Source organism: Mycolicibacterium arenosum (genome assembly GCF_024320865.1).
Taxonomy (GTDB): domain Bacteria; phylum Actinomycetota; class Actinomycetes; order Mycobacteriales; family Mycobacteriaceae; genus Mycobacterium; species Mycobacterium arenosum.
The window spans coordinates 13,850-38,963 of the sequence record NZ_JANDBD010000019.1; the positions used below are offsets into that span (position 1 = coordinate 13,850).

The 25,114-nt window shown below is 69.0% G+C and carries 23 protein-coding genes; 8 read left to right on the forward strand and 15 right to left on the reverse strand.

The window, feature by feature from the left end; all coding sequences use genetic code 11:
* The first annotated feature begins 4 nt into the window (after positions 1 to 4).
* Positions 5 to 1,558, forward strand: a complete 1,554-nt coding sequence (gene guaA / locus NM203_RS31485; protein ID WP_255064873.1) for a glutamine-hydrolyzing GMP synthase — start codon at positions 5 to 7, stop codon at positions 1,556 to 1,558.
* Here the strand turns inward: guaA and NM203_RS31490 are convergent, their stop codons facing one another.
* From NM203_RS31490 to NM203_RS31530, 9 genes are all read right to left on the reverse strand, one after another.
* Positions 1,559 to 2,467, reverse strand: coding sequence for a MerR family transcriptional regulator (locus tag NM203_RS31490; protein WP_255064996.1), 909 nt, complete (start codon positions 2,465 to 2,467; stop codon positions 1,559 to 1,561). It abuts the gene before it with no gap.
* A complete protein-coding gene (locus tag NM203_RS31495) occupies positions 2,467 to 3,957 on the reverse strand; it encodes a flavin-containing monooxygenase (protein WP_255064874.1) in 1,491 nt (496 codons plus the stop codon). Before NM203_RS31495 ends, NM203_RS31490 begins: the two co-directional genes overlap by 1 nt.
* A gap of 2 nt (positions 3,958 to 3,959) precedes the next feature.
* The gene (locus NM203_RS31500; protein ID WP_255064876.1) at positions 3,960 to 4,880 is read right to left on the reverse strand and encodes a ferritin-like domain-containing protein; all 921 of its coding nucleotides are present in this window, start codon (positions 4,878 to 4,880) and stop codon (positions 3,960 to 3,962) included.
* 9 nt (positions 4,881 to 4,889) lie between these two features.
* On the reverse strand, positions 4,890 to 5,720 hold the full coding sequence (locus NM203_RS31505) for an SDR family NAD(P)-dependent oxidoreductase (protein WP_255064878.1): 831 nt from the start codon (positions 5,718 to 5,720) through the stop codon (positions 4,890 to 4,892).
* Between the two features lie 4 nt (positions 5,721 to 5,724).
* Entirely contained in the window at positions 5,725 to 6,705 is a 981-nt protein-coding gene (locus tag NM203_RS31510; RefSeq protein ID WP_255064879.1) for an alpha/beta hydrolase, read from the reverse strand.
* Positions 6,706 to 6,877: 172 nt separating this feature from the next.
* On the reverse strand, positions 6,878 to 7,606 hold the full coding sequence (locus tag NM203_RS31515) for a hypothetical protein (RefSeq protein WP_255064881.1): 729 nt from the start codon (positions 7,604 to 7,606) through the stop codon (positions 6,878 to 6,880).
* Positions 7,603 to 8,814, reverse strand: coding sequence for a zinc ribbon domain-containing protein (locus NM203_RS31520; protein ID WP_255064882.1), 1,212 nt, complete (start codon positions 8,812 to 8,814; stop codon positions 7,603 to 7,605). Before NM203_RS31520 ends, NM203_RS31515 begins: the two co-directional genes overlap by 4 nt.
* Complete coding sequence (locus tag NM203_RS31525) at positions 8,811 to 10,370, reverse strand: S53 family peptidase (RefSeq protein WP_255064998.1); 1,560 nt, start codon at positions 10,368 to 10,370, stop codon at positions 8,811 to 8,813. The genes NM203_RS31520 and NM203_RS31525 overlap by 4 nt, the downstream gene beginning before the upstream one ends.
* 148 nt (positions 10,371 to 10,518) lie before the next feature.
* Entirely contained in the window at positions 10,519 to 10,764 is a 246-nt protein-coding gene (locus NM203_RS31530; RefSeq protein ID WP_255064883.1) for a hypothetical protein, read from the reverse strand.
* Positions 10,765 to 11,086: 322 nt separating this feature from the next.
* Here NM203_RS31530 and NM203_RS31535 point away from each other — a divergent pair, with 322 nt between their 5' ends.
* The 4 genes from NM203_RS31535 (at position 11,087) to NM203_RS31550 (ending at position 14,338) form a co-directional block, all read left to right on the forward strand.
* On the forward strand, positions 11,087 to 11,827 hold the full coding sequence (locus NM203_RS31535; protein WP_408633444.1) for a DnaE2-dependent mutagenesis accessory factor ImuA': 741 nt from the start codon (positions 11,087 to 11,089) through the stop codon (positions 11,825 to 11,827).
* Positions 11,828 to 11,873: 46 nt separating this feature from the next.
* Positions 11,874 to 13,418, forward strand: coding sequence for a DNA polymerase Y family protein (locus tag NM203_RS31540; protein WP_255065002.1), 1,545 nt, complete (start codon positions 11,874 to 11,876; stop codon positions 13,416 to 13,418).
* A 111-nt stretch (positions 13,419 to 13,529) separates the two neighbouring features.
* Positions 13,530 to 13,919 (forward strand): MarR family winged helix-turn-helix transcriptional regulator, encoded by a 390-nt coding sequence (locus tag NM203_RS31545; RefSeq protein WP_303625511.1) that lies wholly within the window; start codon positions 13,530 to 13,532, stop codon positions 13,917 to 13,919.
* On the forward strand, positions 13,916 to 14,338 hold the full coding sequence (locus tag NM203_RS31550) for an organic hydroperoxide resistance protein (protein WP_255064885.1): 423 nt from the start codon (positions 13,916 to 13,918) through the stop codon (positions 14,336 to 14,338). Before NM203_RS31545 ends, NM203_RS31550 begins: the two co-directional genes overlap by 4 nt.
* 7 nt (positions 14,339 to 14,345) lie before the next feature.
* On the opposite strand, the gene NM203_RS31555 is transcribed toward NM203_RS31550, so the two are convergent.
* Genes NM203_RS31555 through NM203_RS31565 form a run of 3 tightly spaced genes read right to left on the reverse strand, consistent with a single transcriptional unit; the run spans position 14,346 to position 18,397 of the window.
* Positions 14,346 to 15,383 carry a nucleoside hydrolase gene (locus NM203_RS31555; protein WP_255065004.1) on the reverse strand — a complete coding sequence of 346 codons (1,038 nt, stop codon included), beginning with the start codon at positions 15,381 to 15,383 and terminating at the stop codon, positions 14,346 to 14,348.
* 16 nt (positions 15,384 to 15,399) lie between these two features.
* Positions 15,400 to 17,421 (reverse strand): SDR family oxidoreductase, encoded by a 2,022-nt coding sequence (locus NM203_RS31560; protein ID WP_255064886.1) that lies wholly within the window; start codon positions 17,419 to 17,421, stop codon positions 15,400 to 15,402.
* A gap of 55 nt (positions 17,422 to 17,476) precedes the next feature.
* Positions 17,477 to 18,397: a sensor domain-containing protein gene (locus NM203_RS31565; RefSeq protein ID WP_255064887.1), complete on the reverse strand. Its 921-nt coding sequence runs from the start codon at positions 18,395 to 18,397 to the stop codon at positions 17,477 to 17,479.
* Between the two features lie 127 nt (positions 18,398 to 18,524).
* Between NM203_RS31565 and NM203_RS31570 the strand changes: the two genes are divergently transcribed.
* Positions 18,525 to 19,391: a MaoC family dehydratase gene (locus tag NM203_RS31570; RefSeq protein ID WP_255064888.1), complete on the forward strand. Its 867-nt coding sequence runs from the start codon at positions 18,525 to 18,527 to the stop codon at positions 19,389 to 19,391.
* Between the two features lie 55 nt (positions 19,392 to 19,446).
* Entirely contained in the window at positions 19,447 to 19,821 is a 375-nt protein-coding gene (locus tag NM203_RS31575; RefSeq protein WP_255064889.1) for a DUF1330 domain-containing protein, read from the forward strand.
* On the opposite strand, the gene NM203_RS31580 is transcribed toward NM203_RS31575, so the two are convergent.
* From NM203_RS31580 to NM203_RS31590, 3 genes are read right to left on the reverse strand one after another with little or no spacing between them, the layout of a single operon-like run.
* Positions 19,795 to 20,466 (reverse strand): histidine phosphatase family protein, encoded by a 672-nt coding sequence (locus NM203_RS31580; RefSeq protein ID WP_255064890.1) that lies wholly within the window; start codon positions 20,464 to 20,466, stop codon positions 19,795 to 19,797. The two genes, NM203_RS31575 and NM203_RS31580, sit on opposite strands and share 27 nt — an antisense overlap.
* Positions 20,466 to 20,939 carry an SRPBCC family protein gene (locus NM203_RS31585; RefSeq protein WP_255064891.1) on the reverse strand — a complete coding sequence of 158 codons (474 nt, stop codon included), beginning with the start codon at positions 20,937 to 20,939 and terminating at the stop codon, positions 20,466 to 20,468. Before NM203_RS31585 ends, NM203_RS31580 begins: the two co-directional genes overlap by 1 nt.
* Positions 20,936 to 21,628: a DUF899 domain-containing protein gene (locus tag NM203_RS31590; protein ID WP_255064893.1), complete on the reverse strand. Its 693-nt coding sequence runs from the start codon at positions 21,626 to 21,628 to the stop codon at positions 20,936 to 20,938. Before NM203_RS31590 ends, NM203_RS31585 begins: the two co-directional genes overlap by 4 nt.
* A gap of 111 nt (positions 21,629 to 21,739) precedes the next feature.
* Here NM203_RS31590 and NM203_RS31595 point away from each other — a divergent pair, with 111 nt between their 5' ends.
* On the forward strand, positions 21,740 to 25,030 hold the full coding sequence (locus NM203_RS31595) for an error-prone DNA polymerase (RefSeq protein WP_255064894.1): 3,291 nt from the start codon (positions 21,740 to 21,742) through the stop codon (positions 25,028 to 25,030).
* Positions 25,031 to 25,114 lie beyond the last annotated feature (84 nt).

A 25,114-nucleotide genomic window follows, 5' to 3' on the forward strand; every position in this document is an offset into this window, starting at 1 on the left:
GCGGGTGAATTCCCCGCGCCCCGTGCTGGTCGTCGACTTCGGAGCCCAGTACGCACAGCTGATCGCGCGTCGCGTCCGCGAGGCCAGGGTGTTCTCCGAGGTCATCCCGCACAGCGCGACCGTCGACGAGATCAAGGCCCGCAATCCGCAGGCCATCGTGCTGTCCGGCGGACCGGCCAGCGTCTACGCCGACGGCGCGCCGCAGCTCGACCCGGCGGTCTTCGACCTCGACGTCCCCGTGTTCGGCATCTGCTACGGATTTCAGGCCATGGCGCAGGCGCTCGGCGGCACGGTCGCACGCACCGGCACCAGTGAGTACGGCCGCACCGAGCTGAAGGTGACTGGGGGACAGCTGCATTCGGACCTGCCGTCGACGCAGCCGGTGTGGATGAGCCACGGCGACGCCGTCACCGCGGCACCGGACGGCTTCGACGTCGTCGCCGTCAGCGCGGGGGCGCCGGTCGCGGCCTTCGAGAACCGGGAGCGCCGACTCGCCGGTGTGCAGTACCACCCGGAGGTGCTGCACACTCCGCACGGCCAGCAGATCCTCAGCCGCTTCCTGCACGAGTTCGCGGGCATCGACGCGTCGTGGACGCCCGCGAACATCGCCGACGCCCTTGTTGAGCAGGTCCGCACGCAGATCGGCGACGGCCGGGCCATCTGCGGACTGTCCGGCGGCGTCGATTCCGCCGTGGCCGCCGCCCTGGTGCAGCGTGCCATCGGTGACCGGTTGACGTGTGTGTTCGTGGATCACGGACTGCTGCGCGCGGGGGAGCGCGGCCAGGTGCAGCGCGACTTCGTCGCCGCCACCGGCGCGAAGCTGGTGACGGTCGACGCCGAAGCGCGCTTCCTGGAAGCGCTTTCGGGTGTCACCAACCCGGAGGGCAAGCGCAAGATCATCGGCCGGGAGTTCATCAGGGCGTTCGAGGGTGCGGTGCGCGACATCGTCGGTGATGGCGGCCCCGAGGTCGACTTCCTGGTGCAGGGGACGTTGTACCCCGACGTCGTCGAGTCCGGCGGCGGATCGGGCACGGCCAACATCAAGAGCCACCACAACGTCGGCGGGCTTCCCGACGACCTGAAGTTCAGGCTCGTCGAACCGCTCCGATTGCTGTTCAAGGACGAGGTGCGCGCCGTCGGACGCGAGCTCGGTCTGCCCGAGGACATTGTTGGGCGCCAACCGTTTCCGGGTCCGGGGCTCGGCATCCGGATCGTCGGCGAGGTCACCGCGGATCGGCTGGACACGCTGCGCCGTGCCGACTCCATCGCCCGCGAGGAGCTTACGTCGGCCGGGCAGGACGCCCAGATCTGGCAGTGCCCGGTGGTGCTGCTCGCCGACGTCCGGTCGGTGGGGGTGCAGGGCGACGGCCGCACCTACGGCCACCCGATCGTCCTGCGGCCGGTGTCGAGTGAGGACGCCATGACGGCCGACTGGACGCGGGTGCCCTACGAAGTGCTGGAACGGATTTCGACCCGCATCACCAACGAGGTGCCCGAGGTCAACCGCGTCGTGCTCGACATCACCAGCAAGCCGCCCGGCACCATCGAGTGGGAGTAGCTAGGTCTCCTCGTCGGCCTGTTTGGCGATGATGTCGCCGAAGATCTGACCGACGGCCTCCTCGATGGTCGTCTCGATCGAGAACGCCAGGGTGGCCGAGACCGCGGCGACGGCCTGGGTGCGGAACCGTACCAGCATCGTGATCAGTTCGGCCACTTCGGTATCCGGCGGCAGCGCCTCGCCGGGCTTGATGCGGTCGAGGACGTGCTCGACGCCCGCGGCCACCAGCAGTCCGCTGATCTGATCGACCAGCGGCGCGATCTGCTCGTGCAGGTCGATCAGCTTGTCGCTGGCCACCCCGTACTGGCGGATCTCGTTGAACGCCTCGATGAGCTTGGGGCGCACGACGACCGCCTCGCCGTCCTCGAGGCGAATGACCCCGAGCCCCACCATCCGCTCGAAACCGGTGTCGTCGTCGACGAGCCGTTTCGCGTTGGCGACGCTCATCCGTTCCGGCTTCTCCGTCGCCCAGCTGCCCGCGATCGCGGACTCGATGCCGAGCATGTCGCCGACGCCCTTGCCCTGCTCCCACGCGGACAGCATTTCGTGGACGTGCGAGATGTTGTAGCCGCGGTCGAGCAGCGAGGTGATGAGGCGCAGCCGCGTCAGGTGGGTGTCGTTGAACAGCGCGATCCGGCCGACGCGCAGCGGCGGGTGCAGTAGGCCTCGGTCCCGGTAGACCCGGATGTTGCGCGTCGTCGTGCCGGCCAGCCGGGCCAACTCCTCGATGCGGTACTCGCCGGACGCCTCGACGCCGTGCGGCTGCACCGCGGCGTCGAAAAGCTGCGAAACCGCGTTCTCGATGACCCCGCGCGAGCCGCGGCGGATCTGCCTCGGCGCCCGACGCAGCCCGGCGAGAACCGTCGAGATGGCTCCCGCCTGCTGCTTGGGCTGCCGAGCGGACACGATTAGGCCGGTGACGCGACCGCTCGGAGGTGCGTCGCCTTCGCGACGGCGTCATAGTCCCCGAATTCGAAATCCCGCATCTGTCGAAGATACTGCGTGGCGAAGCCGGGGTACATCGAGGCGTTGAACCCGTCGGCTGTCAGGTACCAGCTGTTGCAGCCGGACATCCAGGTCGTCTTCGTGAGTCGGCGCTGAAGGCGCTCGTTGTGCCTGCGCTGAACGTCGGCTCGGACGTCGAGGTAGAGCAGGTCGTCGCGGAGCACCGTCGAGATGGCGGACACCGCGTAGTCGAGTTGACCCTCGACGTAGACGAGCAGCGAGTTGTGCCCCGGCCCCGAATTCGGGCCCGTCATGAAGAACAGGTTGGGATAGCCGCTGGCTTGAATGCTCTTGTACGCCTGCGCCCCACGGGCCCAGTCATCGGCGAGGGAACGCCCGCCGAGTCCGGTGACGGGGTACGGCGGACCGGTGAGGTGGACGTCGAAGCCGGTGGCGAACACGATGGCGTCGAGGTGGTGTTCGACCCCGTCACTGGTGCGGATCCCCACCGGACTCATGGTGGCGATCGGCCAGTCGATGAGCTTGCAGTTGTTCTTCTGCAGCGCCGGGTAGTAGTCGCTGGACACCAGCATGCGCTTGCAGCCGGGCGTGAAATCCGGCGTCAGCTGGCGGCGCAGCCACGGATCCTTCACCTGCCGGCGCAGATGCGCCTTGCCCAGCCGCGCCACCAGGCCGGTCAGCGGGGTGTCCCACACCATCGCGGTGGCGCTCGCCTCGTGTCCCCAGAACAGCAGCTGGCGCGCGAGTTGTTGCGCGGCGGGCACTTTCGCGAACAGGGTCTGCGCGGCGTCCGGCATGGCGACGTCGAGGCGGGGGATGACCCACCCGGGCGTGCGCTGGAACACCTTGACGAACTCGGCCTGCTCGACCAGTTCGGGAACGATCTGGACGGCGCTGGCACCGGTGCCGATGACGGCCACCCGCTTGCCGGTGAAGTCGTAGTCGTGGTCCCAGTTCGCGCTGTGGATCTTGTGGCCCTGATAGGTGTCCAGCCCGCGGATGTCCGGCCACTTGTGATCCGGTAGCGGTCCGGATGCCAGCACGACGGTTCGCGCCCGGTACGGCCCGGAGTCCGTCGTGACGGTCCAGGTGCCCGCGTCCTCGTCGAATTCGAGGCCCGTGACCTCGACGCCGAACTCGATCCGGCGACGCACGTCGAACGCGTCGACCATGTCCTCGATGTGCTGGCGGATCTCGTCGGCAGGGGAGTAGGCCCGCGACCACGTCGGGTTCTTCACGAACGAGAACGAGTACAGCAGCGAGGGGATGTCGCACGCCGCCCCCGGATAGGTGTTGTCGCGCCAGGTGCCGCCGACGCGATCGCTGCGTTCGAGGATGACGAAGTCGTCGACGCCGGCCTCGCTGAGCTTGATGGCGGCGCCGACGCCGGTGAACCCGGCTCCGACGATGAGGGTGTCGTAAGTGTGCGTCATGATCAGGCCGCCGGCTCGTGGGTCAGTTCTTTGAACCAGGACGGGATCGGCTTGAGCAACGCCTTCGGGTAGTAGTCCGACGCCTTCACAAGGGGATTCGCCACCCAGTGGTAGGGGTTGTTCGGCTTGACCACCATGCGCGCGTGCAGCTTCAGAATCTGGTAAGTCGGCACCCGCCAGGTGCTCTCGCCGCGTTCGCCGAGCGTCTTGAACCGCTTCATCGCGTTGTACAGCTTCTCGGGCTGCAGACCCATGTCGACGATGTTGTTGCGCATCCGGTTCAGCAGCGGGATGTACATGATCGCGCCGATGATCACGCCGGGTGTGGCGATGTTGCCGACGAACTGGACCAGCAGCCGGCGGGCATCGGCCTGGCCGATCATGTTCAGAACCTCGAAATCGACGGCGATGTGCCGGGATTCGTCGTTGTTGATCTTCTCGAACACCTGGTGGCAGACGGGGTCGTGCACCTCTTCGAGGAGGAACTTCAGCAGCGCGCCGTCGAGCGCCACCTCGAGCATCGGGATGACGGTCCCCAGGATCGACAGCGACATGTCGTCGGCGTAGGTGTCGAGCCAGTCGATGGCGAGGCGGATGTTGACGTTGGGCTCCGGCATCTCTCCGTCGTCGAGCATGCCCCAGCGCTTCATCAGCGCGAGTTCGGCGTTCGCGTGCCGCTGCTCCTCGGCGTGGAAGTAGCGGTAGATCTCGGCGAGCGTGGGTGTCGGCGCCTTCTTGGCCAGCGCCGCGAACCCACGCGCTCCGACGTTCTCGATCCAGCAGAGGTCGGCCATGAAGGCCTTCAGCTTGGGCCGCATCTCGTCGGTGATCGTCTCGGCACCCGGGGCGTCCCAGTCGATGTCCGCCAAGGCCCACTGACGGTCCTTGATCTTCGCCAGCATGTTGTCCATGTCGATGGCCATGTTGTGCTCCTAACCGGTCACGCGGGTGGTGAGGCCGACGGCGCGGGTGTACACCGTCGGAGTGAAACGTTTGATGCCCCAGCCGATCCGGGCGTCCGGCTGCGGCAGGCAGTACAGGCCGCCTCGGTCCAGGGTGTCGAGGCAGGTGCGGGCGACCCGCTCGGGTGAGAAGCCGGTCCAGCGCATCAGCCGGTCGGCCAGCTGGGTGGACTTGTCCGAGATGCGGCCGGCCTCCACGATGTTCGTCTTCACGAACGTCGGGCACAGCACCGTGACGTTGACTCCGGTGCCGGACAGTTCGGCCGACAGGGTCTCCGAGAGCGACAGCACGCCGGCCTTGCTGACGTTGTAGGCGGCCATGCCGGGGGCGGCGCCGAACGCCGCCGCGGAGGCGACGTTGATGATGCCCGCCGGCCGACCCGCGTCGCGCAGGATCGGCGCGAACACGTGGCATCCGTGAATGGGTCCCCACAGGTTGATGTTGAGCACCCAGTTCCAGTCGTCGAGGTCGGCCTCGCCGATTGCCTGGCCGCCCGCGCCGACGCCGGCGTTGTTGATCACCACCGTCGGTGGGCCGCCGAACCACGACTGCGATTCTTTGGCCAGCAGTTCGACGTCCTCGAGGCGGGATACGTCGCAGGTCAGTGCGATCGCCCGGCCGCCTGCGGCCGTGATGGCGTCCGCGGTGTTCGAGGCGGCGGCTGCGTTGATGTCGCTGCACACCACCCGGCCACCGCGGCGGCCGAGTTCGGCGGCGAAGGCGGCGCCGATGCCGCTGCCCGCGCCGGTGATGACGGCCGCGGCGTCGTGGCTGCGTTTGGTCGAGCCGAAGATTCCCATCGCGCTATCCCGTCGCTTCCCGAATCGTGTTGGTACGCAGTGCGTCCGAAATGAAGTTCGCGACGCCGTACATCGCGGGTCTGGCCTCCGGGCTCAGCCGGGGGAGTGCCTGGAAGACGTGCACCTGGTCGGGCCAGATCTGCAGGTCGCAGGTGCCGCCCGCCGCTCGGATGTCGGCGGCCAGCTTCCGCGCGTCGGAGACGAGCATCTCGCCACCTCCCGCCTGGACCAGCGTCGGCGGAAGGACCCGGCCGCCCGCCACGTCGAGCGTGAGCCGGGGATGATCCAGTGGCGTTCCGGCGCAGTACAACTCGAGCAGCCGAGTGGCGTCGGCGGCGCGGATGGCGGGATCGCGGCGCAGTTCCTCCCTGGCTCGCGCCAGGCCGAACGTCAAGTCCATCAGCGGGGAGAACAGCACCAGCCCCGCGGGATGCGCGGTGTCGGGCTGCAGCGCGAGGTCGACGCTGAGATGCCCGCCCGCGGAGTCGCCGGCGACGACGATGCGGTGCGGCTCGTGTCCGTGGTGAAGTAGCCAGTCCCAGCCCGATCGGACATCCGTTGCGGCCGCAGGGAATCGGTGCCGCGGGGCCAGCCGGTAGTCGACGCTGAACACGGGCAGGCCGGTCAGCCGCGACAGCCACCCGGTGAGCCTGCGGTGCGTGCGGGGTGAGCAGAGCGCGTAGCCGCTGCCGTGCACGTAGTAGATCGCGGCGCCGTCGGCCGTCGCGCCCGCGGCCCGCACCCACTCGCCGACCAGGCGGCGGCCGTCGGGCAGTCGAGCGTCGACGGGTTCGACGTCGACACCCCGCAGTGACGGCCCGAAGGTGTCCATGACGCGGGCGACGATCTGACGCGAGGTCCACAGGCCCCACGCCTGGTCCGGCGGTAGGACGGCGCTGAGTTGACGCAACGTCAGGCTGCTGACGGTGGCTGCACCCCGCGATCGCAGCGACCCGCGCGTTCTGACCTCCATTGGTCGAGACATGCGATGAGTACAGCACCAATGGTGACATTCGTCAATGTCAACATTTATCAGTGTGAGGCCCTGATCACGCCGGTTTCGTTTGCTTCAACCCCGCCGAACGTTGGTTACCGCCACGCGAAACCGCGCGGACGCGTGTCGGTAACCAACGTTCGCGCGAGGGGGAGGGGTGGGATCAGCGGGCGGGGTCGCCGCGCCAGGCGAAGCTGTTGACGTACTTGCCCATGTCGAGGGCGAGTTGCAGGTTGGCGCCCGACGGCTTGCCGGATCCGAACTCCGGACTGAAGGCGTGATACGGCCCGACCGCGCCCGCGATCAGCGCGAAGTCGTTCTTGACCGCGACCATGACCATCACCCGCATGCGGGAGTAGCTCGCCGTCGCGCCCTGCGGCCAGCAGTCGGCGACGAGGCCGTAGCCGGTGTGATAGCCGACCATCGTGTTGGGGATCTCGTAGGCCGTCTTCGTGTCGGGGAACGTGCTGTTGACGAGTTCGGTGGCGATCTGCTGCGGCGTCCGGCCGCGGGCCGGTTGCCCGAACAACCGCATGGTGCCGCCGTCTCCTGCCTGCAGATCGGCGGTGACGCTGTCCGGCGCGGTGGTGATGGCGTACGCCGCGCCCTCGGCGGGGTACGAGACCGAGAAGGCGCCGTCGGCGGACGTGAAACGCGGGTTGGCCGTGACGGGTTCGCCCATCGGAGGAGCCCCGCAGTCCGGCGGGCACATGTATCGGGCCGACGGCTTCTGCAGTGCGCCCGACAGCGAAACCAACCCCGCCGCAACGAGGCCGATCGCGAGCACCCACACGACGATCAGGTGGCGCTGCGACGTCTTCTTCAGTTCGGGCGCCTCGTACGTGCCCGAGAAGTAGGTGTGGCCGGGAACCTCGATCGTCGGCGCGCTCACGGCTCACCGGTTTCGATGCGCACCGGTCGGATGTCGCGACGGAGTTGTCGCGACGACCGTGACGCAGCGTGAATGGACGCGCCGCAGGCGACGCAGAACGCCAGGTCCGGTACGACGTGACCGCAGTGTGGGCACAGGATCGGGTCGTGCTCGTGCATTTCGCCGTGATCCTCGTGCAGCAGCGCCAGGTGCACGCCGACGCGCAGCGCCAGCAGAGCGATCGCCGTCATCGTGAGGTGCACGCTCAGCTGCAGGAACTGCGGCACCCGCGCGACGTCGACGAGGCCGAGCAGCGCGTACATCGCGATGACGATGAACGCCATCGCCGCCAGTACGAGGCGGATGTAGTTGCGGCCGTGCTGTTTACGGTCGGCAGGTCGGGTGAACCACAGTGCGGTGCCGACGAGACCTCCGACGCACGCCGCGGTGAGCGGCACGGCGACCCCCCGAATGCCCGCCTCGACGATCAAGCCCTCCATCGGCCGCGCCCGAGCGATCATGCCCACGGAGAACTGCGGCGCCAACCGGGTGAGCGTCGCCGCGCCGGTGAACATCAACGCGCCGAGCGCGCCGAGCGCGAAACCGTCGAGCGCCTCCCTGGGGCCGGGCCGGATCAGCCGCACCAGCGTCGCGGGGACGAGCATCAGCACCATCCCGCCGACCGGTACCCCCAACCCGTCGCGGAGCAGTCGTCCGCCGGTGATGCCCGCTCCGAGGGGAACGCCGTAGGACCTGGCCACCGCTGCGCCGGTCAGCAGCACCCAGCCGACTCCGAGTCCGATGCCGATGGCCGCCGTCAAGATCAGTGTGCTGGAGGGGATGTCGCGGTGGACGTCGGCTTCCTGCAGGTAGATGAGGAACAGCAGCGGCAGGCCGAGTGCGGCGACCGTGATCAGTGCGGCTGGCAGGCGGAACAGCGCGGCACCGACGAGCGCGGCCAGCAGGAGGCCGAGTCCGATCAGGAACACGATGCGCGACGCGGGCGGCAGATGTGGGAACAGTGAACTGCCGATGTTCGGCCTCAGCAGGTGCTCGCCGGGCGAGGCGCTGAAGGCCTTGGCTCGCAACCACTTCGGCCCCTTGTTCTTGGTGTCGTCCAGGTAGTCGCCGCACCACCCGCAGAATTCGCCTGCGGGGACGGCCATTTCGCACCGCGCGCACTCCATGGTCGGGAACTCGTCGTCGGTTGCTCCGGAGTCGGTGGTCATCGGGTTGCTCTCTGGATGAGAAGGATGTTGCGGACCAGGTTGTCGACGTCGGGGGTGCCCAGGCCGGTCACCAGGTCGTAACCGGGACCCGCGTCGTCGACGGCGTTGCCGCCCAGCGTGACGTCGCGGAACGCGGGAAGCGGCGCGCCCTGGGCGATGCCGTACAGCATCGGATTCAGATCGCCGATCAACCGTCCGCCGTTGGCGAGCAGGTACTGGTTCATCATCGCGGCGAATCCCGCCCAGATCGGCGCGGACATGGACGTACCGCCGCCGACGCCCTCCTGGCCGTCGTGGATGATCCGGATACCGGTGAAGGGGTCGGCCACCGCTGCGATGTCGGGGGTCAAGCGGTTGCCGTTGTGCCGGTCCGCGGCGATGCTGTCGGATGCTTCGTCCTGCCAGGGCGGGCGGTCGAACAGCGCCGAGACTCCACCGCCGGTGCCCTGGGTGAGGGGGATGTCGAACCACGACTGTTCGGAGAGCCATCGGCCGTTGGCGTCGGTGGACAACGTCGTGCCGCCGACGTTGGTCATCTCGGGAAGCGAGGCCACCGAGTCCAGGCCGATGTCGTTCGCGCTCGGTGGGGAGTCCCAGTTGTCGCCGCCCTTGCATTCGAAACCCGCGAGATCGCCGCTCGCATCGAAAGCCGTTGTGCCGCTTCGGTGGGCGTCGCGCAGGGCGGACCGCACGGGCGCGAGATCGGCGGCCGTGATCAGCTTGTCGCAGCCCCAGCCGATCGAGAAGCTCCACACCGCACCGGGGAACTGCTGCTCGGTATCCTCGAGCAGTTTTCCGATCTTGACGTATGCGCCCCCGCCCTCGACGGTGGGACGGGCGTTGACGACGATCTTGCGCGCATCGGGCGCGATGGCGTGGGCGACTTGAAGATCCATGGTCGTCTCGCCGTACGGCCTGGGTAACTCGTCGCCGACGACGGTCGGGGTGAACGTGGGGAGCCCGGATGTGGTGGCGTACGTGTCGAGATCGGCCTGATCGAAGCCGTTGAACGCGAAGATCACGATCGTCTGGCCCTTACCGGTGTAGCCGTCCTTCGCGAGGTTCGTGGCGTTGTAGGCGTTGATCAGCGCGGTGGGGCTCAGCCCGCCGTTCGGCACCTCCGTCGGAATATCGGCGGGGCGTGACTCGTGATGCGGTGTGTAACTGAGGATTCGACCGAGCTCGCGCACCTCCGCGTGCAGTTCGTCCGGCACTTCGGGTTGTTGCGGAGACGCGTAGAACTCCTGGCCGAGCTTGCCGCGGTAGTCGTGGATCTCGACGCCGAGGGCCTTCGCGACGGCGTCGGGATTCCCCTCGATGACGGCCCAGTCGTCGCCCGCCCGCCACTGCACGGTCAATCCCACGGCGCCCGCCCAGGACTGCAGGCCCGACGGTCGGTCGGTGCGCGCCAGGGTGGCGGTCAGTTGGACCTGTTCGCCCTGTGCGGGACCGAGATCCGTGGAAGCGGCCAGCAGCGACGCGAAGGGCCCGGTGATCCGATCGGGTTGCTCCGGCGTGAGTCGGAGATCGGCGGCCAGAACCAGGACCGCGGCCATTACGAGTGCCAGCAGCCAGTGCACGGAGAAGGTGCGTTCACCGTGTGTGGTCACGGTTGACGTGTAACGCCGAACCATGTCAGTGGAACGCGCTGTCCGGGGAGTCCGAGCACCTGGTCAGGTGGCGTACTCCCCGGACGGCTCGACGTCAGTTGTCGCCGGGAATGGCGGTCGGCGCCGGCGGTGCCTTGACCGTGGGGGTGAACAGGTTTCCACCCGTGGGGTTGATCGACTTCTCGGTCGGCGTGACCTCGGACGTCGACGACGGCGTGGTCGAGGTTTCCGGAGCCTTCTCTTCCTCCGTGCCGCACGCCGCGGTCAGTCCGACCATGGCGATGATTGCGCCACCACCGACGACAGCTGCGATGCGACGGCCCAGACGATTCGACTTCATGATTCAGTCCTTTAACTATCCCCGAGTAGCGAACGGTTCTTCGGTGAATCGCAAGCGATTCCGCACGCCCAGGGACGTACATCAGCCCCATTCCGAAGCGGGTTCTGGTGATCAGCACCTTATCCCACCGGTTAAGGCGGTGCACAGCATTAGCCAGTCGGTTCGCCGCAGGCAGAAGCGTCGTGGACCGCGCCGATTCCCCGGCTCGCGCGCTTCTGCCCGCCGGTTCCGCTTGACGGTTGTCGGAGGCCGAGTGTTTACTCGTCTTATCGAACAGATGTTCGAATGTGGCGGTGTTTCGAATGATGCGGGAGGTGCTGCTGTGACAGCGGCGATGAACCTGGAACAGGCCCGGTCGCACCGCGCTGAACAGGTGGAACACCTGCGTCGCAGGATAGCCGGAATGTCCGGCAAGGGGTCCGGATCGGTGGGCGCATCGTTCCGGGGGAGCGCCACCGCAACCCCTTCGAACGCCGCGCTTCCCGACTCGGAGACTTTGCTGCCGCTGCCGGATTCTCTGGCGCAGACCCTATCCGGCGCGTTGCCGCGCGGCTCGGTCGCGGTGGTGTCGGGTGCGCGTTCGTTGCTGCTGCAGTTGGTGGCCGCGGTGACGTCGGCAGGCGGTCACGCGGCCATCGTCGGGCAGCCCGACGTGGGTCTGCTGGCGGCCGTCGAAATGGGTGCGGATCTGAGTCGGGTTGCGGTCGTGCCGGATCCGGGTGCCGACCCGGTCGAAGTGGCCGCCGTTCTGATGGACGGAATGGACCTCGTGGTGCTCGGCCTGAGCGCGCGCTCGGTTGCGCCCACCCGCGCCAGGGCGGTGACGGCACGCGCCAGGCAGAAGGGGTGCACTCTTCTGGTCGCCGGTGGCGACTGGCCTGGCGCGGCCATCCGGCTGGATGCGCGGGTCAGCGGCTACGACGTCGTCGGGGCCGGCTCCGGAGCGCCGACACCGGGGTGCGGACGTATCGGCCGGGTGCGGTTGGACACCAGGGCGAGGGGCAGGCTCGCCGACAGGGCCGACGGCCGGCTCGCCGGCGGCGTTCGCGCAGTGGGCGAATGAGGTGTCCGCTCGGTCGAACGGCGCGGGTGTGTTGGCCGTGTGGTGCATGGACTGGCCGGCCGTCGCGGCGGCCACCGCCGCGGGGTTGCCCGCCACCGCGCCGGTAGCGGTCACGCTGGCCAACCGCGTCGTCGCGTGCTCGGCCGCCGCGCGCTCGGTCGGGGTGCGGCGCGGGCTGCGGCGTCGGGAGGCGCAAGCCCGATGCCCCCGGTTGCACGTCGTCACAGCCGATCCCGCACGCGACGCCCGGCACTTCGAGGGCGTGACGGTCGCGGTGGACGACGTCGTGCCACGGGCCGAGGTGCTGCGACCCGGTCTCCTGGTGGTGTCCGTACGCGGTGCCGCCCGCTACTTCGGCTCGGAGCAGGCCGCTGCCGAACGGCTCGTCGACGCGGTGGCCGCAGCGGGTGCCGAATGCCAGGTCGGGATCGCCGATCAACTGTCCACCGCGGTGTTCGCCGCCCGCGCGGGGCGCATCGTGGAACCGGGAGCGGATGCGGCGTTCCTGTCGGGGCTGTCCATCAGGCAGCTCGCCACCGAGCCCAGCCTGGCCGCTCCGGGGCGCGGGGAGCTAGCGGACCTGTTGTGGCGCATGGGTATTCGTACCATCGGACAGTTCGCCGAACTGCTCCGGTCGGACGTGGCGTCGCGATTCGGCGCCGATGCCGTCGTCGCGCACCGGTTCGCCAGGGGTGAGCCCGCGCGTGGGCCGTCGGGCCGGGAGCCGCCCGCCGAACTCGACGCCGTGATGAACTGCGACCCTCCGGTGGACCGGGTCGACGCCGCGGCGTTCGCGGGCCGTTCGCTGGCGGGGGAGCTGCATCGCAGCCTGGAGTCGGCGGGCGTCGGCTGCACCCGGTTGGCCATCCGCGCCGTCACCGCCAACGGTGAGGAGCTGCAACGGGTTTGGCGCTGTGCCGAACCGCTGACCGAGGACGCCACCGCGGACCGGGTGCGATGGCAGCTGGACGGATGGCTCAACCGGCGCCGCAGCGACGACCGGCCGAGCGCGCCCATCACGATGCTGAGCCTGCACCCGGTCGAAGTGGTGTCGGCCGCGGCGCTGCAGCTGCCGCTGTGGGGTTCGTCCGGTGACGAGGATCGGCTGCGCGCACGCCGTGCCCTGGTGCGGGTGCAGGGTCTGTTGGGGCCGGAGGCGGTTCAGGTGCCGGTGCTCAGCGGTGGTCGTGGACCTGCCGAGCGCATCACCCTGACGCCGCTCGGCGACGAGCCGGTGCCGCGTGCCGATCCCGGCCAACCCTGGCCGGGGCAGCTGCCCGAACCGTCCCCCAGCGTGCTGCTCGACGATCCCGTCGACCTGCTCGACGTCGACGGGAATCCGGTGCGGGTCACCGGCCGGGGACTGTTCACCGCCGAGCCCGCGCGGCTGAAGGGCGATCGGACGAGTGGCGGGCTGAGTTGGTGGGCCGGGCCGTGGCCGGTGGATGAGAGGTGGTGGGACGCGGGATCGGCGGGCGGCCGGACCGCGCGAGCGCAGGTGCTGCTGAGCGGTGACGAGCGAGCCGGCGGGCGCGCGCTGCTGCTCTGCTACCGGCAGCGCAGGTGGTACATCGAGGGGGCGTACGAATAGAACGAGCACAACTCAGTTGTGCACAATCAAATAATCGGTTACCGTCGACTCGTGGCAACAGTGGGCATCGACAGTCAGCTCTGCTTCGCCCTGTACTCGGCGTCGCGGGCGATGACGGCCGCCTACCGACCGATCCTGGCCGAACTCGACCTGACCTATCCGCAGTACCTCGTCATGCTGGTGCTGTGGGAGGAGCGGGACGGTGTCACCGTCCGCCGGCTCGGCGAGCGGCTGCACCTCGACTCCGGCACGTTGTCGCCGCTGGTGAAGCGGCTCGAGGTCAACGGATTGGTGCGGCGTGTCCGCTCGCGTGACGACGAACGCGTCGTCGAGGTCACCCTCACCGCGGCCGGGCGCCGCCTCGAGGAGAAGGCTCAGTGCATTCCCGGACGGCTCGGCGCAGCCACCGGAATCACCGAGAAGCAAGCGGCGGACCTGCGCGATGCGGTCCGCCAACTCACCGATGCGCTCGACGCATCCACTGAAAGGGAACTCACGTGAAGACGCTCTACACCGCCGAAGCGCTGGCCACCGGCGAGGGCCGCGACGGCCACGGTCGGACCTCCGACGGCAAGCTCGACCTGGACCTCGCCACGCCCACGGAGCTCGGCGGCAGCGGCGAGGGGACCAACCCCGAGCAGCTGTTCGCGGTCGGCTACGCCGCCTGTTTCCACTCCGCGCTGCGACTCGTCGCCCGCGCGGAGAAGGCCGACGTCTCGGATTCCGCTGTTGGAGCGCGGGTTTCGCTCGGTCAGCTCGACACCGGCGGCTTCGGCCTTGCGGTGGAGCTCGAGGTGACGCTGCCCAACCTGGATCACGACACCGCGCAGGCGCTCACCGAGAAGGCGCATCAGGTGTGCCCCTACTCGAACGCGACCCGCGGCAACATCGACGTGACGCTCACGGTCACGGACGACTAGAAGACGACTAGGCCAGGCCGGCGGCGAAGGGGCCGACCCGCTCGATGAACCTGTCGAAGAAGGCATCCGGGTCGACCTCGACGCCGACGTGCGCGTTCGGTGGTTTGCCCCAGGTCCCGCGCCAGTCGGCCACGGTCATGCCGCGGGTCAGCGTGCCGGTCAGCTCGACGTCGATCGGGGCGCGGCGGTAACGCACCAGATCGGGATCGAGGGCGACGGCGGCCGCGAGCGGGTCGTGCAGATGCGCCAGGTAGCCCTCGCCCTGGTCGAAGTGGAACTCGAAGTAGAAGCGCATGGCGTCCTCGAGCACCCGGATCAGCGGGTTGGCCGCCGCCGACCGGGTGCCCCTGTCGTCGAGGACGCTCATCGGCGTGGTCGCCGACCCCGCCGCGGCGGCCAGTCGGCTGAGGATCGACGGCGTCATCGCGGCGTTCTCGGTGAGGTTGAGCCCGAGGACGATCGGCAGGTGCGTGGGCTGTTCGAGCCCCCACGCCGCGCCCCACACCCGGAACACCTCCGCGGCCGCCTCGGGATCGACCGACACGTTCCACTCGGAGACCGGCGTGGTGTTGCCCCCGTAGTTGAACGCGCCGCCCATGATCACCAGCCGGTGCAGCATTCGCGGCAGCGCGGGCTCCTCCCGGATGGCCAGCGCCAGATTGGTGAGCGGACCGGTGGCCAACCCCACCAGTTCGCCGCGGTGTTCACGTGCGGCGCGCACCCACGCCTCGGCCGCGTCGTACGACGTGAGCTCGCTCCCCGCGTCGGGCAGGCTGGCGTAGCCGAGTCCCAGGGGGCCGTGGGTGTCCTCGGCCGTCCTCAGCGGAATCGCCAACGGCCGGTCCGATCCCCTCGACACCGGGATGTCCGCGGCGCCGCACAGCGCGAGCAAGCCGAGGTTGTTGGAGCACACCACGTCGACGGGGACGTTGCCCGCCGTCGAGGCCACGCCGACGAGCCGGGCGTCCTCGCTGGCCAGCAGATAGGCCAGCGCCATCGCGTCGTCGACTCCGGTGTCGACGTCGGCGAACACGGGGACTGTCACGGTCACCCGATAAGTATCACCAGTGCACGCCGGGCACGAGTCGCACGGCCTGCTTGACGGGCCGTGGCACCCGCAGTTTCACCGCGGTGGCGCGGGCCGGGCGTTTCGGCCGTCGGGCCGGTGAGTCGACTGAGGGCTCGCCGGGTTCGATTCCGCGGGCCGCGGCCGAATCGGGATAACCCAGGTACAGCTGATGCAGCACGCGGCGCGACACCTTCGGCACGAAGTACATGCCGATGTCGGCCAGCGTGCCGACCGGGGTGTCGATGCGGGCCGGCTTCTCGACCAGGCCGCGCACCACCATCGCGGCGGCGTGCTCGGGACTGATCGCGGGCATCGGGTTCAGCTTTCGCGACGGCGCGATCATCGGCGTCTTCACCAGCGGCATGTGGATGCTGGTGAACGTGATGTGGTCCGACAGCGTCTCGGTGCCGACGACTTCGGCGAACGCGTCGAGCGCCGCCTTGCTGGGAATGTAGGCGCTGTACTTGGGGCTGCTCGCCTGCACGCCCGCGCTGGACACGTTGACGACGTGGCCGAAGCGGCGCTCGCGCCAGTGCGGCAGGAGCGCGAGCACCATGCGGACGGACCCGAAGTAGTTGACGGCCATGACGCGCTCGTAGTCGTGCAACCGGTCGGTCGACGCCGACACCGACCGGCGGATCGACCGGCCCGCGTTGTTGACCAGGTAGTCGACGTGCCCGAACTGGCCGAGGATGTCCTTCACGGTGTGCTCCACCGACGCCGAGTCGGTCACGTCACAGGTGAAAGCGTATGCGGCCCCGCCGAATCCGCGGATCTCGGCGATCAGTTCGTCGAGGGCCTCGGCGTTGCGGGCCAGCGCGAACACCACGCCGCCGCGTTCGGCTACGGCCACCGCCGACGCGCGCCCGATCCCGCTGGAGGCGCCGGTGATGATCACGTGACGGCCGACCAGTGGGCCCTCCGAGTCGTCGCGTCGCGCCCGGTCCGGGTCCAGGTGCGCGGCCCAGTACCGCCAGAGCTTCGGCGCGTACGAGGCGAACTCGGGCACGTCGATTCCACTGCCGCGCAGCGCTTCTCGAGCGTTGTCCGAGGTGAACGTCGGGGCCAGGTCGACGACGTCGAGGATCTCGGCGGGAATGCCGAGTTGCGTCGCCGCCATGTCGCGCAGCACCTTGGCCCGGCCGGTCACCTTCAGGAACGGTGTCGCGGTGGCGGCGGGCAGGGTGCCCCGCAACGGCGGCAACCCGGCCTCGCGCGCGACGCCGCGGTAGATGCCCCGCAGGCCGATGGTCTTGGGTGCGACGAGGTGGAAGGTCTGACCGTCGCGACCGTCGACGTGCATGAGATGAGTCAACGACTCGGTCACATAGTCCACCGGCACGATGTTGGTGCGCCCGGTGTCCGGCAGCACGATCGGCGTGAGTTTGGGCAGCCGGGCGAGCCTGGCCAGGATGCCGAAGAAGTAGTACGGCCCGTCGATCTTGTCCATCTCGCCGGTCACCGAATCGCCGACCACGACGGCGGCGCGGTAGATCCGGGTCCGCAGCCCCGTCGCCTGCCGCACCAGCAACTCGGCCTCGAACTTCGTGCGGTGGTAAGGCGTCGGCAGCTCCTGCGCGACGTCGAAGTCGTCCTCGGTGAACTCGCCGGGGAAGGTGCCCGCCACCGCGATGGACGACACGTGGTGCAGTGTCGCGTCGAGCCGCTTGGCGAGGTCGATCACCGCGCGGGTGCCGTCGACGTTGGCTCTCCGCGCTGCGGCTTCATCGTCTGGGCCGTCGGCGGTGATGTCGTAGATCGCGCCGCAGTGCACGACGTGGTCGACGTCCCCCAGCTCGGCGACGGTCTCGTCGCTGAGCCCGAGGCCGGGCGCAGTCAAGTCGCCGACCAGCGGCTTGGCTCGATCGCCCCACTCGCTCGCGAGTCTTTCGAACCGGGCGAGCGAATCGCGGCGCACCAGGACGTGGACCTCCTGATCGCCGGCTCGGGTCAGTAAACGGGTGATGACGCGGCGACCGATAAACCCGGTACCGCCGGTAACGACATAGCGCATGCGAGTCATGCTCGCCCTGTTCAGGGCGTTCGTCAACAGGGTGTGACGTGATCGGTTACGGCGCAGCCGCGACCTTCCGCGCGATGTCGCGGGCGACGGTGAACCCCTGGTTCCCGGTTCCCGGACCGCACCCGAGCGCGTCGACGACGACATTGCGCTCGACGGTGATGGCCCGCTGGCAGTTCGGGTTGTCGGAGGTCGGCGGCGCGCCGGGTGGCGATTGGGAGAAGAGCAGCAGGATGTTCACGCCGTCGTTGTTGCCGACCACGCCCGTCTTCCAATCGTGGTCGCGGCCGCCGAGCTTCTCGGTGAAGTCGATGTTCTGGCAGTTCCGCCACGCGGCCACCACCCGATCGCGCGCCGCGGTGGCCGCCGCGGCGTCGGGATACGCCACGACCGCCTCGACAACCCCCCTGCCGGTCGGGGGATCATCGCCGATCGTCTTGCGGGCGACACCCGTGAACCCGGTGGGATCGTAGGTCTCCTTGTGGGCGGGTGCCCACGCACTGCGGCACTCCAGCGGAATCGGCGAGTCGCCGCCGATCGGGTCGGTGCCCGAGTTCTTCTCGATGAGCGCGGGCACCGAATACACCGAGGCGACCTCGGGTGCGCTGAGCAGGAAGCCCATGACGGCGTCGGGTGCGACCGGGGTGGCCGGGGGTGGGGGCGCCTCGGTCGTCTTCGGTGTCGACGTCTTCGGCACGCCGGCCTTCGTCGTAGTGCTCGGCTGAGTGGTCGACGTCGACGCGGTGGTGGTCGAATCGTCACCGCCGGTGGTCGACACCACGACGACGACGACCGACGCGATGACGATCACGACGGTAGCCGCGATCATCACCCACATCCACCTGTTCTGCGGGGGCTTGGCGGGCGGGGCGGGCGGCTGCCACCCACCGGGTACCTGCGCCGGTGGCGGAGGCACGGGCGCCCTGGGCACCGTCCTGTCGTCGTCGTAAGGCCGGCCCTGCGGATCCATCGCGTATCTCTCCCACCCTGGCAGTCGTCGATCCAATCTAAGACACCTCGGCAGGTGCTCTGCGCGTCAATTCCGCGGCGCGCTATCGTCCGAACCGACCACGCCACGCCTGGACAGGGAGCGACCAATGCCGATCAACCCCAACGCCATCGGCGCGAAGACCGCGCCGCAACCGTTCGAGTGGACCGATCGCGAGACGCTGCTCTACGCGCTGGGCGTCGGCGCGGGCACCGCTGATCTCGCGTTCACCACCGAGAACAGTCACGACATCGAGCAGCAGGTGCTGCCCACCTACGCCGTGATCTGCTGCGGCGCCTGGGGTGCGGTCGGGGAGGTGGGCAGCTTCAACTTCGGCATGCTGCTGCACGGCAGTCAGCGCATCCGGCTGCACGCCCCGCTGCCGCCAGCGGGCAAGCTGAACGTCAGCTCCGAGGTCGTCGACATCCAGGACAAGGGCGAGGGCAAGAACGCCATCCTGGTGTTCAAGGGCACCGGTACCGACGACGACGGCAACGTGATCGCCGAGACGTGGTCGACCGCCGTGATCCGCGGCGAGGGCGGCTTCGGCGGCCAACCGGGTGAGCGCGCTGCCGCGCCGGAGATCCCCGACCGGGAGCCCGACGCGAAGGTGGCGTTGCCCACCACGGTGGATCAGCCGCTGATCTACCGACTCTCCGGCGATCGCAACCCGCTGCACAGCGACCCGTGGTTCGCGCAGAACCTCGCAGGGTTCCCGAAGCCCATCCTGCACGGGCTCTGCACCTACGGAGTCGCGGGCCGGGTGCTGGTGTCCGAACTCGGCGGCGGGGACGCCACCCGGATCCGGGCCGTCGGCGCGCGTTTCACCTCGCCGGTGTTCCCCGGCGAGACGCTGACGACGTCGGTGTGGCGCACCGAACCGGGTCATGCCGTATTCCGCACGGAGGCAGCCGAAGTCGACGGTTCCAACGCACGCCTGGTGCTCGAGGACGGCGCGTGCGAGTACGTCGACTGATCGACTTACCCGTCCGGTAATTGTGTTCGGACGGGCGTGGGCCGATGCTCGGATCATGTTCGAATCCGTGCCCGCCTACGCGGTGGCCGTCCTGCGCGACGTCGACTTCGGTGCCGACGTCGTGCGCTACATGCGTGAGATCGACGCCACGCTGGAACCCTTCGGTGGCGAGTTCATCGTGCACGGCGGCGATCTCACGGCTGTGGAGGGCGACTGGGCCGGCGACGTGGTGATCATCCGATTCCCGGATCGCGCGGCGGCCGACGGCTGGTACGCCTCACCCGCGTATCAGCGCATCCTGCCGCTGCGCACGCTGCACGCGGCGTCGGACGTCGCCGTCGTCGACGGCGTCGCGCCCGGCCACACCGCGGCGAAGCGTGTCGAGGAACTGCTGGGCGCCGGGTCAGGGCCGGTCGACCCAGTCCACTAGCGTCCAGCCGGTCGTCGGGTTGCCGCGCACCACGACGTACCCGGTGTTGTCGAGACCCGTGATCTCGACAGGAGGGTTGTGGACGTTCATCAACGTCCATGCCACGATCGCGCCGCCGTGCGAGTAGACGACGGGTTTCGTGTAACCGCCCGAGCGGATCGCACCGAGTGCGGCGTCGAACCGCTCGTCGAGTTCGTCGCCGTCGATGGAGCCGGGGATGCGAGCGGTGCGATCGCCGCGCGTCCACGCCTGGACGGCGTCCAGATACCCCACCGCCCGATCCACTGGGAGGCCCTCGAACTCGCCGCCCTCCACCTCGCGCAGCCCGTCCTGGATCTGCACCGGCTCACCGACCTCGTCAGCGAGATACTGCGCGGTCTGCCGGGTGCGCAGCAGCGGGGACGCGAACACGGCGTCGGGCACCGGGTCGCTGTGCAGGACACCGGCGGCCTTGGCCTGCTGCTCGCCGAGCGCGGTGAGCGGCGGCCCCGGAACCGCGGTCGCGACGATGCCCGCGACGTTGGCCTCGGATTCCCCGTGCCGCACCAGAGTCACCGTCATGACGCCGTCCGGCTGCGCCGCCGCGGGTGGTGCCAGCGCAATGGTGAGCACGGCGGACACGACGAGGCACAGCAGACGCGGCATTACGCGACCGTACGCTCCAGGCTCGCCAGCGACTGCTCGATGAAGTCGGGTTCGAACACCGGCACGCCGACGCTGTCGCGGAACTCCTGGCTGGTGTCGCTCCAGTCGTAGGTCATGGTCACGTCGGTGTCGTCCCCGTTGGGGGTCAGGTCGTAGCGCCACCACCAACCGCCTGGTGAGTGCTCGCCCGACTCGTCGAGCCGACCCGGCAGCCATGCGATGGTCCTGTCCTGGTCGAACTCGGTGACCAGGTTGTGCATGACGTAATGGCCGCCGGCCAGATCGAGATACATGTTGACGGCGAACATCTGGCCCACGTGGGTGATGGGGGCGGCGTCGACGGCGTCGCGCACCCAGTCGCCGGGTTCGGTGTCCTTGTGCCGCGTCGGGTCGGCGAGTACCGCGAACACGTTGGCCGGGCTGGCCGGGATCGTGCGGGTGACGACGTAGCGCTCCTCGGTCGCGGTGGTCATGCGTTGGCTCCTTCTCCGTAGGCGGCGGCGATGTCGGGTGAGTCGGTCCACTTGGAGTACGTCGGCGACTGCGGCCAGCCGTCCGGCGAGTCCTGCCACTCCTCCTGGCGGCCGTAGGGGAGGAGGTCGATGAGCGCGAAGCTGTGGCTGAGCTGCTCGGTGCCACGGCCGTCGGTGTGCCAGGTGCGATAGACCTTTTCGCCGTCCCGAAGGAAGACGTTGACGGCGAAGCCGGTTCCCGGCGCGGCCCCGACGTCGGCGCCGAAGCTGCTGTCGGCCGACGAGTACCAGTCCATCTTGTTGCCGACCTTGCGCTTGTAGGCCAGCGCCTCGTCGATCGGCCCGTTGGTGACGATGACGAACCGCGCGTCGTAGTTGTCGAGGAACTCCAGTCGGGTGAACTGCGACGTGAAGCCGGTGCAACCGCCGCACTGCCACTCGGCGCCGTCGTTCCACATGTGGTTGTAGACGATCAGCTGGTCCTTGCCCTCGAAGACGTCGGCCAGCGTCACGGGCCCGTTCTCGCCGACGAGCGTGTAATCGGGCATCTCGACCATCGGGAGCCGACGACGTTGCGCGGCGATCGCGTCGAGTTCTCGGGTGGCGGCCTTCTCCCGTGCGCGCAGATCGTCGAGTTGGGCGCGCCAGGTGTCGTTGTCGACGACGGGCGGTAGGGCGGGTGCAGTCATTCAGGCCTCCTCGGATGGGGTAGATGGTGGGTAGACCGACGGGGCTCCGATTACTCATCGCGGCCGGCCCTCCCCCTGGTGCTCGAACGCATGTTCGATTAGATTCACGGGGTGGGTTGGAACGACGGGCCGTCGACGTGGACGGAGATGAACCGCGTCCTCACCAGCAAGCCGCGCCGTGCCGGTCTGCCGATCGCCGAGCCCACGGGTGACGGTGGTGACAGTCCGGCCTGGTCGCGCAAGCGCGGGGCCTACGAGCCCGTCGGGAGGCGGGGGAGGTCGTCGGTCCCGTACGCCGAACTTCACGCGCACTCGGCCTACAGCTTCCTCGACGGCGCCAGCACGCCCGAGGAACTGGTCGAGGAGGCGGCCCGGCTCGACCTGCGCGCCATCGCGCTGACCGATCACGACGGGCTCTACGGAGTGGTGCGGTTCGCCGAGGCGGCCAAGGAACTCGACGTCGCCACCGTGTTCGGGGCCGAACTCTCGCTCGGCAACAAGCCGCGTACCGAGGATCCCGACCCGCCGGGTCCCCATCTGCTGGTGCTGGCCCGCGGCCCGGAGGGGTATCGCAGGCTGTCGCGCCAGATCTCGGCGGCGCATCTGGCAGGCGGGGAGAAGGGTAAGCCGCGCTACGACTTCGACGCGCTGACCGAAGCTGCGGGAGGGCACTGGCAGATCCTCACGAGTTGCCGTAAAGGTCATGTGCGACAGGCGCTTTCGGACGGCGGGCCCGAGGCTGCGGAGCGAGCGCTCGGCGAGCTGGTGGACCGGTTCGGGGCGAACCGCGTCAGCGTCGAACTGACCCACCACGGTCACCCACGCGACGACGAGGTCAACGCCGCCCTCGCCGCGTTGGCGCCGCGGTTCGGTGTGAACGTCGTCGCCACCACCGCCGCGCACTTCGCCGAACCGGCGAGGAGCAGGCTCGCCATGGCGATGGGCGCCATCCGGGCCCGCAACTCCATGGACGAGGCCGCCGGCTGGCTGGCGCCGCTGGGCGGCTCGCATCTGCGCTCCGGGGAGGAGATGGCCCGGATCTTCGCGCATCGACCCGAGATCGTCACGGCGGCAGCCGAACTGGGGGAGCAGTGCGCGTTCGGGCTGGCGCTGATCGCCCCGCAGCTGCCGCCGTTCACGGTGCCGGACGGGCACACCGAGAACAGCTGGCTGCGGCACCTGGTGATGACGGGTGCCCGTGACAGGTACGGGCCACCGGGACGGGCGCCGAAGGCGTACAGCCAGATCGAGCACGAGCTGAAGATCATCGCCCAGTTGAACTTCCCCGGCTACTTCCTGGTGGTGCACGACATCACCCGGTTCTGCAAGGAGCACGGCATCCTCTCGCAGGGCAGGGGTTCGGCGGCCAACTCCGCGGTCTGCTACGCACTCGGTGTCACCAACGTCGACCCGATCGCCAACGAGCTGCTGTTCGAACGGTTCCTGTCGCCGGCTCGCGACGGGCCGCCCGACATCGACATCGACATCGAATCGGATCTGCGCGAGAACGCCATCCAGTACGTCTACGACAAGTACGGTCGCGACTACGCCGCGCAGGTCGCCAACGTCATCACCTACCGCGGCCGCAGCGCGGTGCGCGACATGGCCCGCGCCCTCGGGTTCTCACAGGGCCAGCAGGACGCGTGGAGCAAGCACATCAGCCGCTGGAACGGGCTGCCCGATTCGCCCGACGTCGAGGACATCCCGGAATCGGTCATCGACCTGGCGCTGCAGGTCAAGAACCTGCCTCGGCACATGGGCATCCACTCCGGCGGGATGGTCATCTGCGACCGGCCGATCGCCGACGTCTGCCCGGTGGAGTGGGCGCGCATGGAGAACCGCAGCGTGCTGCAGTGGGACAAGGACGACTGCGCGGCAATCGGTTTGGTGAAGTTCGACCTGTTGGGGCTCGGCATGCTGTCGGCGCTGCACTACTGCATCGACCTGATCGCCGAGCACAAGGGCATCGACGTCGACCTGTCCAAGCTGGACCTGTCCGAAGCCGCCGTGTACGAGATGCTGCAGCGCGCCGACTCCGTCGGAGTGTTCCAGGTGGAGTCACGCGCGCAGATGGCGACGCTTCCCCGGCTCAAGCCGCGGGTGTTCTACGACCTGGTGGTCGAGGTGGCGCTCATCCGGCCCGGCCCCATCCAGGGCGGGTCGGTGCACCCGTACATCCGACGCCGCAACGGTGAGGAGCCCGTCACCTACGATCACCCGTCGATGGAGTCCGCACTGCGGAAGACGCTGGGGATCCCGCTGTTTCAGGAGCAGCTGATGCAGCTGGCCGTCGACTGCGCCGGGTTCAGCGGGGCCGAGGCCGACCAGCTGCGCCGCGCGATGGGCTCCAAGCGATCCACCGAGAAGATGCGCAGACTGCGAGGCCGGTTCTACGACGGCATGCGGGCGCGCCACGGCATCGTCGGCGACGTGGCCGACCGGATCTACGAGAAGTTGGAGGCGTTCGCCAATTTCGGCTTCCCCGAGAGTCATTCGCTGAGCTTCGCGTCGCTGGTGTTCTACTCGTCGTGGTTCAAGTTGCACCACCCGGCGGTGTTCTGCGCGGCGCTGCTGCGGGCGCAGCCGATGGGGTTCTACTCGCCGCAGTCGCTGGTGGCCGATGCTCGGCGGCACGGTGTCGTCGTGCACGGGCCGGACGTGAACGCCAGCCTGCCGCACGCCACGCTGGAGGACGCCGGTACTCAGGTTCGATTGGGGCTGGGCTCTGTGCGCCACATCGGTCAGGAGTTGGCCGAGCGGATCGTCGACGACCGAGAAGTCAACGGGCCCTTCGCCGATCTGCTGGATCTGGCCGACCGCGTGCAGCTGTCCGTGCCGCAGACCGAGGCGCTGGCGACGGCGGGCGCGCTGGGCTGCTTCGGAACGGCGCGACGCGAGGCGCTGTGGGCGGCGGGCGCGGCGGCGACCCAGCGGCCCGACCGACTGCTCGGTGTCGGTGCGTCGTCCCACGTGCCCGTCCTTCCCGGCATGACCGAGTTGGAACTGGCCGCCGCCGACGTCTGGGCGACGGGGGTGTCCCCGGACAGCTATCCGACTCAGTTCCTGCGCGAGAAGCTCGACGAGATGGGAATCGTGCCGGCTGATCAGCTGCTGTCGGTGCCGGATGGAACGCGAGTCCTGGTTGCCGGTGCGGTGACTCACCGGCAGCGGCCGGCCACCGCGCAGGGTGTGACGTTCATGAACCTCGAGGACGAGACGGGCATGGTCAACGTGATGTGCTCGCGTGGCGTGTGGGCGCGACACCGCAAGCTGGCGCAGACGGCGTCGGCGCTGGTGATCCGCGGCATCGTGCAGAACGCCACCGGCGCGGTTACGGTGGCCGCCGATCGGATGAGCCCCATCGACATGAGGGTGGCATCCAGGTCGCGTGACTTCCAGTGAGCGAAGCGAACTGGATCGACGGCCGTAGCCAGTGAGCGAGACTGCGACGCCAAGAAGTTGTTGAGGATGCGCCAAGGCGCGGTT

Coding starts and splice junctions, on each gene's coding strand:
- NM203_RS31495 (WP_255064874.1), bottom strand. CDS start 3,957: ATGACGCACACTTACGACACCCTCATCGTCGGAGCCGGGTTCACCGGC.
- NM203_RS31500 (WP_255064876.1), bottom strand. CDS start 4,880: ATGGCCATCGACATGGACAACATGCTGGCGAAGATCAAGGACCGTCAG.
- NM203_RS31505 (WP_255064878.1), bottom strand. CDS start 5,720: ATGGGAATCTTCGGCTCGACCAAACGCAGCCACGACGCCGCGGCCGTC.
- NM203_RS31510 (WP_255064879.1), bottom strand. CDS start 6,705: ATGTCTCGACCAATGGAGGTCAGAACGCGCGGGTCGCTGCGATCGCGG.
- NM203_RS31520 (WP_255064882.1), bottom strand. CDS start 8,814: ATGACCACCGACTCCGGAGCAACCGACGACGAGTTCCCGACCATGGAG.
- NM203_RS31525 (WP_255064998.1), bottom strand. CDS start 10,370: ATGGCCGCGGTCCTGGTTCTGGCCGCCGATCTCCGACTCACGCCGGAG.
- NM203_RS31530 (WP_255064883.1), bottom strand. CDS start 10,764: ATGAAGTCGAATCGTCTGGGCCGTCGCATCGCAGCTGTCGTCGGTGGT.
- NM203_RS31540 (WP_255065002.1), top strand. CDS start 11,874: ATGGACTGGCCGGCCGTCGCGGCGGCCACCGCCGCGGGGTTGCCCGCC.
- NM203_RS31545 (WP_303625511.1), top strand. CDS start 13,530: ATGACGGCCGCCTACCGACCGATCCTGGCCGAACTCGACCTGACCTAT.
- NM203_RS31560 (WP_255064886.1), bottom strand. CDS start 17,421: ATGCGCTATGTCGTTACCGGCGGTACCGGGTTTATCGGTCGCCGCGTC.
- NM203_RS31565 (WP_255064887.1), bottom strand. CDS start 18,397: ATGGATCCGCAGGGCCGGCCTTACGACGACGACAGGACGGTGCCCAGG.
- NM203_RS31570 (WP_255064888.1), top strand. CDS start 18,525: ATGCCGATCAACCCCAACGCCATCGGCGCGAAGACCGCGCCGCAACCG.
- NM203_RS31575 (WP_255064889.1), top strand. CDS start 19,447: ATGTTCGAATCCGTGCCCGCCTACGCGGTGGCCGTCCTGCGCGACGTC.
- NM203_RS31580 (WP_255064890.1), bottom strand. CDS start 20,466: ATGCCGCGTCTGCTGTGCCTCGTCGTGTCCGCCGTGCTCACCATTGCG.
- NM203_RS31585 (WP_255064891.1), bottom strand. CDS start 20,939: ATGACCACCGCGACCGAGGAGCGCTACGTCGTCACCCGCACGATCCCG.
- NM203_RS31590 (WP_255064893.1), bottom strand. CDS start 21,628: ATGACTGCACCCGCCCTACCGCCCGTCGTCGACAACGACACCTGGCGC.